General features: G+C 72.0%; 4 protein-coding genes and 1 pseudogene. 1 reads left to right on the forward strand and 4 read right to left on the reverse strand.

Going from position 1 to position 6,428, the window contains the following annotated elements; translation table 11 throughout:
- The 3 genes from nrfD to fdh form a co-directional block, all read right to left on the reverse strand.
- A partial coding sequence (gene nrfD / locus DEP02_RS25940) for an NrfD/PsrC family molybdoenzyme membrane anchor subunit (protein ID WP_198668592.1) occupies nucleotides 1–502 on the reverse strand: 502 nt, incomplete at its 3' end.
- Nucleotides 499–1,518: a 4Fe-4S dicluster domain-containing protein gene (locus DEP02_RS25945; RefSeq protein WP_112470111.1), complete on the reverse strand. Its 1,020-nt coding sequence runs from the start codon at nucleotides 1,516–1,518 to the stop codon at nucleotides 499–501. The genes nrfD and DEP02_RS25945, both read right to left, overlap by 4 nt.
- The gene (gene fdh, locus DEP02_RS25950) at nucleotides 1,515–4,805 is read right to left on the reverse strand and encodes a formate dehydrogenase (protein ID WP_112470112.1); all 3,291 of its coding nucleotides are present in this window, start codon (nucleotides 4,803–4,805) and stop codon (nucleotides 1,515–1,517) included. Before fdh ends, DEP02_RS25945 begins: the two co-directional genes overlap by 4 nt.
- Before the next feature lie 185 nt (nucleotides 4,806–4,990).
- On the opposite strand from fdh, the gene ypfJ reads away from it, so the two are divergent.
- Nucleotides 4,991–5,866, forward strand: a complete 876-nt coding sequence (ypfJ, locus tag DEP02_RS25955) for a KPN_02809 family neutral zinc metallopeptidase (RefSeq protein WP_112470113.1) — start codon at nucleotides 4,991–4,993, stop codon at nucleotides 5,864–5,866.
- Between the two features lie 104 nt (nucleotides 5,867–5,970).
- Here the strand turns inward: ypfJ and DEP02_RS25960 are convergent.
- Nucleotides 5,971–6,351 (reverse strand): annotated as a pseudogene (locus DEP02_RS25960) (urease accessory protein UreD); the annotation flags it as partial.
- Nucleotides 6,352–6,428 lie beyond the last annotated feature (77 nt).

Genomic DNA, 6,428 nt, shown 5'->3' on the forward strand with positions numbered 1-6,428 from the left:
ACAGCAGCCGCCCGGGCAGGCCCGCGCGCACCGGGGCGGGCAGCAGCTCGGCCGCGGCGGCCAGCCCGCTGCCGGGCCCGTAGGCCACGAGGATCCAGGTACCGACGGACATCGGCGAGCTGGGCTTGGCGACCCGCAGCATGTGGTGGAACCGCTCGGGCCGGCCGAGGTCCGCGATCAGCAGACCGGTGCTGGCCAGGAGTGCGCCGAAGCCGCCCAGGCGTCCCGCCCGGCGCAGGGCGGGACGCCCCGTGAGGTCGGCGCCGGCGGCGAGCAGGGCGGAGCCGGCCGACAGCCCGCCGGTGAACAGGTAGGCCGGGACCTTCCAGTCCCATACAGGCGGCTTCAGCACCGGCCGGCCGTAGTAGGAGCGGAACTCGGGGCGCGGCTCGGCGGACCGCTCGCCGCGTGCCTTCTCGCCCGAGCCGAACGTGCGCGCGTGGACGTCGCCGGCCTCGGCGTCGCTGCGCGGTTCGCGCAGGATCCCCTCGCCCTCACTCATCGACGGCCTCCCTTCCAGAAGACGGCGGCGGATGCGGCCAGCAGGGCCGAGGCGGCCACCGCGGCGTGCTTCCACATGGACGGCAGATCACGCGTGGGCACGATCGGGTCCGGTGGCAGCCCGTACACCTCCGGGTCGTCCAGCAGCAGGAAGAAGGCGCCGTCGCCGCCCACACCGTCGTCGGGGTCGCGGCCGTACAGCCGTGCCTCGCCCACGCCGGCCCCGTGCAGTTCCTCCAGCCGCCGGTCGGCCCGCTCCCGCAGCTCCTCCAGCGGGCCGAACTGGATGGAGTCCGTGGGGCAGGCCTGGGCGCAGGCGGGTTCCAGACCCCCGCGCAGCCGGTCGTAGCACAGGGTGCACTTCCAGGCCCGTCCGTCGTCGGGCCGCCGGTCGATGACCCCGTAGGGGCAGCCGGAGACGCAGTAGCCGCAGCCGTTGCAGATGTCGGGCTGCACCACGACCGAGCCGAACTCGGTGCGGAAGAGCGCCCCGGTGGGGCAGACGTCGAGACAACCCGCATGGGTGCAGTGCTTGCACACGTCGGAGGACATCAGCCAGCGGAACTCGGTACGGGTCTCGGCGCCGGAGCCGGCGCCGGGCAGGCCGAAGGAGGGGAAGCCGAGATCGACCGGACCGGTGCCCAGCTCGCCGCCGCCCCGCTCGGCCTCGCGCAGGGCGTCGGCCACCACCCCGGCCGTGGCCTCGGTGCCGGAGGGGCCGGTGGGCAGGCCGGACAGTCCCGCGTCCTGCAGTCCCAGTGGGCGCTGCTGTTCGACGAAGGCGACGTGCCGCCAGGAACTCGCGCCGAGCATGCCGGTGTTGTCGAACGACATGCCGAGCAGGTCGAGGCCGTCCTCGGGAACGTCGTTCCACTCCTTGCACGCCACCTCGCACGCCTTGCAGCCGATGCACACGGAGGTGTCGGTGAAGAAGCCCACCCGGGGCGGCGGGTCGGTGTGGCCTGCGTCCGCGGCGGGGTCGGCGAGGGGCCCGTACAGGCTGTTCCCGTCCGTCATGAGGATCCCTCCGGACCGTCCGTTTCGGTGTGGGCCGGCTTGTACTCGTCGCCCGCCGTCATGAGGCGGGTGCCGGTCGCCGTGGTGATCCCGGCCCGGCGGCGGTAGTCCTGCACGTACTCCAGCAGGGCCGGCCCCCTCGGCCGGCGACCGGGGCGGACGTCGCAGGTCGCCACCTTGCTTTCCTGGATGAACACATTGGGGTCGACCACCACGCCGAGCAGGTCGTTGACGACGTCGCCGCGGGTGAGTCCCACCGACCCCCAGTGGTACGGCATCCAGACCTGGTGCACGACCCGGTCCTCGACCCGCAGGGGCGCCAGCCGGTCGGTGACCACGACCCGGGCGTCCACCGCGGTCCGGCTCGTGACCACATGGGCCCAGTCCAGATGGCGCAGGCCGCGCTCCCTCGCCAGTTCGGGCGACACCTCCACGAACAGCTCCGGCTGCAGCTCCGCCAGGTACGGCAGCTGCCGGCTCATGCCGCCCGCGGTGTGGTGCTCGGTGAGCCGCGCCGTGGTGAACACGAAGGGGAACACCTCGCTGTGCGCCTCGGGCGGGGCGGGGTTGGACGGGTTGTCGGGGCGCCCGTACACCTTGCGCACCGGGTTGCCCTGCTGGCCGTAGAGCAGGTTGCGCATCGGTGACTCGTGCGGCTCGTAGTGGGTGGGCAGCGGGCCGTCCACCAGCCCTGCCGGGGCGAACAGCCACGCCTTGCCGTCCGCCATCATGATGAACGCGTCGTCACCGGCGAGGGCCTGGGGCCCTGAAGCCCCCTCGGGAGGCCGGTGGCCGGGCGGCTTGGTCCTCTCGAAGTCCGGGATGTCGTGCCCGGTCCACTCACCGCGCTCCTCGTCCCACCACACCAGGGCCTTGCGCTCGCTCCAGGGCCGCCCCTCGGGGTCGGCCGAGGCGCGGTTGTAGAGCACGCGCCGGTTCAGCGGCCAGGTCCAGCCCCATTCCGCCTCGTACGGCCCCTGCTCGAACCGGGGCTTGCGGCGCCGGGCCTGGTTGACCTCGTCGGCGTAGACCCCGCTGTAGATCCAGCAGCCGCAGGCGGTGGTGCCGTCGGCCCTCAGGTCGACGTAGCTGTCGACCGTGCGTCCGCTGCGCAGGTCGATGCCGTTGATGTGGCGCAGCACGTCGGCCGCGGACGGCTCGTCGCCCTCGGTCCGGTAGTCCCAGGCCAGGTCGAGGACGGGGCGGTCGCGCTCGTCGGTCGAGCCGGCCAGCCTCTCCTTGAGGCGCTTGCCGAGGTGGTGGAAGAACCACAGCTCCGAACGCTGGTCGCCGCTCGGCTCGACGGCCTGGTCCCGCCACTGCAGCATCCGCTGGGTCTGGGTGAAGGTGCCGGACTTCTCCACGTGCGAGGCGGCGGGGAAGAAGAAGACCTCCGTACGGCAGCGCTCGGGCACGATCTCGCCGGTCTCGATCTCGGGAGCGTCCTTCCAGAACGTGGCGCTCTCGATCATGGTGAGGTCGCGGACGACCAGCCAGTCGAGGTTGGCCAGGGCCAGCCGCTGCAGACGGCCGTGGGCCGAGCCCACCGCCGGGTTCTGGCCGAGCAGGAAGTAACCGAAGACCTTCCCGTCGATCATGTCCATGGTGGTGCGGTAGGTGCCGTGGTCGCCGTCGATCCGCGGCAGGTAGTCGAAGCAGTAGTCGTTCTGCGCCGTCGCCGCCTCGCCCCAGTACTCCTTCAGCAGCGAGACCGTGTAGGCGTCCGCGTTGCCCCAGAACCCCTTCTGGCCGGGGCGGCGGACGGAGTCCAGGTAGGCGGCCAGGTTCTCGTGCGTGGTGTCCGGCATCGGCAGATAGCCGGGCAGCAGGTTGAACAGGGTCGGGATGTCCGTGGACCCCTGGATGCTGGCGTGCCCGCGCAGCGCGAAGACCCCGCCGCCCGGCCGGCCGATGTTGCCCAGCAGGAGCTGGATGATCGACCCGGCCCGGATGTACTGGGCTCCGACGGAGTGCTGGGTCCAGCCCACGCTGTACACCAGCGCCGCGGTGCGCTCCCGGCCGGAGTTCTCGGTCCAGGCCCGGCACACCTGGAGGAACCGCTCCCGGGGCACACCGCAGATCCGCTCCACCGTCTCGGGCGTGTAGCGGGAGAAGTGCCGCTTGAGCACCTGGAACACACAGCGGGGATGCTCCAGCGTCGGATCGCTCGCGATGTGGCCCGCGCCGCCTTCGAGGGACGGGCCGCCGGCGCCGTACTGGTAGGGCGCGGACTGCTCCTTGTGCCGGGTGCCGCCGCGTTCCTCCCCGTCGATGCTCTCGTACGCCCAGCTGGAGGCGTCGTAGGAGGCGGTGGCCGGGTCGTACCCGCTGAACAGGCCGTCCAGGTCCTCGGTGTCCCGGTAGTGCTCGCTCAGCAGGAACGGGGCGTTGGTGTACGCCCGTACGTACTCCCGGAACTCCAGCCCGTGGGACAGGATGTAGTTGATCACACCGCCGAGGAAGGCGATGTCGGTGCCCGTGCGCAGGGGGACGTGCTGGTCGGCCAGCGCGCTGGTGCGGGTGAACCGCGGGTCGATGTGGATGACCCTGGCACCGCGCGCCTTGGCCTCCATCACCCACTGGAACCCGACCGGATGGGCCTCGGCCATGTTCGAGCCCATGATGACGATGCAGTCGGCGTTGGCCAGGTCCTGCTGGTAGTCGGTCGCGCCGCCGCGTCCGAACGAGGTTCCCAGACCGGGAACGGTGGCGGAGTGTCAAATACGCGCCTGGTTCTCGATCTGCAGCGCACCGAGGGCGGTGAACAGCTTCTTGATCAGGTAGTTCTCCTCGTTGTCGAGCGTGGCGCCACCCAGGCCGGCGAAGCCCATGGTGCGGCGGAGCGTGCGGCCGGCCGGGTCGGTGTCCTGCCAGCCCCTCCGGCGTGCGTCCAACACCCGGTCGGTCACCATGTCCATGGCCGTGTCGAGATCCAGTTCCTGCCAGGCCGTGCCGTACGGCCGCCGGTACAGCACTTTCCGCTCACGCTGGGGGCCGGTGACGAGCTGCTTGCTGGCCGAGCCCTTGGGGCACAGGCGGCCCCGCGAGATCGGGCTGTCCGGGTTGCCCTCGATCTGGATGACCCGCCCGTCCTTCACATGGACGCGCTGCGAGCAGCCCACCGCGCAGTACGGACAGACGGAGGCCACCACGCGGTCCGCGGTGTCCGTGCGGGGCGCGAGCCCCGCCGAACGCCGGGACTCGGCCGCCTTGCCCCGCCCCAGCCGGTCCGCTCCCGTGATCTGCCGGTACACCGGCCACGCGCCGAACCACCGTTTCAGGCTCATGTGCCTGCTCCTTCTTCGGGGCGTCCACCGGTTTCGACGCTAACGCGGGGGCGGGGTTCCGCAAGTCGGCGACGTGGGCGGTCGTCACGGGCGCGGGGGTCACCACCGCGGATGACCGGCCGGTACCACCCCGAGTCCTCCGTGCACAATGGAGCGATCACCAACGCCCAGGAGACGAAGGAACGATGGACTTCCGCGACGATGTGGATCTTGATGCCTCCCAGGTCGAGGACCGCGGCAGCGGCTTTCCGGGAGGTGGGCTCGCCATCGGCGGCGGTGCCATCGGCATCGTCGCCGTGATCGTCGCGCTGCTCCTGGGCGTCGACCCCGCCGGCCTCCTCAGCGGCACCGACTCGAACTCCACCGCACCGCGGCAGGGGTCCGACCTGAGCGCCCAGTGCCGGAAGGGCAGCGATGCCGACCAGTCCGAGAAGTGCCGCGTGGTCGGGGTGGTCAACAGCATCCAGCGCTACTGGCGGGGCGCCCTGCCCGAGCACGCCCAGCAGCCGTACAGCAAGGCACGGACGGTGCTGTTCTCCGGCGGTGTGAGCACGGGGTGCGGCCGGGCGAGCTCCGCCGTGGGCCCGTTCTACTGCCCGGCCGACCACGGGGTCTACCTCGACCTCGGGTTCTTCCAGGAGCTCGAGGAGAAGTTCGACGCCAAGGGCGGTCCGTTCGCGCAGGCGTACGTCATCGCCCACGAGTACGGCCACCACGTGCAGAACCTGCTGGGCACCATGAACAGTGTCGGCCGGGACCGCACGGGGGCGGAGAGCGCGTCGGTCCGTCTGGAGCTGCAGGCCGACTGTTACGCCGGAGTCTGGGCCAAGAACGCCGTCACCACCGGCTTCTACGAGAAGCCGTTCACCGACGACGACATCCGCGAAGCCCTCGACGCCGCGGCGGCCGTCGGCGACGACCGCATCCAGGAGCGCGTCCAGGGCCGTGTCGACCCGGAAGGCTGGACCCACGGCAGCTCCCAGCAGCGGGTGCACTGGTTCACCACCGGGTACACCACGGGTTCCCCGGCCCGGTGCGACACCTTCTCCGGCGGCATCTGAGGAGCGGGCCCCGGCCCACCCGCCGTTCCGGACGCGCCGCATCGCGCCGACGGGATCGGCGGGACCGCGAAGACCGGCTGGGGCGTTGACGCACGGAGCCGGTGTCAGCGGTGCTGCCAGCTCTGCCAGACCGCGGCCAGTTCTGCCTCGACCGCCGGTGCCACCGTGTCCAGCAGCCGCACCTGGGCCCCCGGCCCGGCCAGCTCCGTGCGGTATGGGTGGGGTGGGCCCTGGGGACGGGAGCCGAGGGCGGTGACCGAACCGATGACGCGGTGGGGCCCCAGGATGCCGGGGAGTTCCCGCAGATCCGGCTCCGTCAGGTCCAGGTCCTCGACCAGCAGCTCGTGCCCCTCGTACGTGGCACGGGTGGCCGCCCGCACGCTGCCGCCCCGCTCGCCGGAGCGCCCCAGCACCAGGGTGTCCCGCCACAGCATCCGCGCCCCGGCCGCCAGCGCGACGTCCATCGAGCGCTCCACCCGGGCGCCGATGCCCCTATGGTTTGTCAAGCCGCGAGGCTGTCGGGAACCGGTAGCGGGGCGCCGGCGATGCACCGGTGGATCTC

The sequence above is a fragment of the Streptomyces triticisoli genome (assembly GCF_003270085.1).
GTDB lineage: Bacteria > Actinomycetota > Actinomycetes > Streptomycetales > Streptomycetaceae > Streptomyces > Streptomyces triticisoli.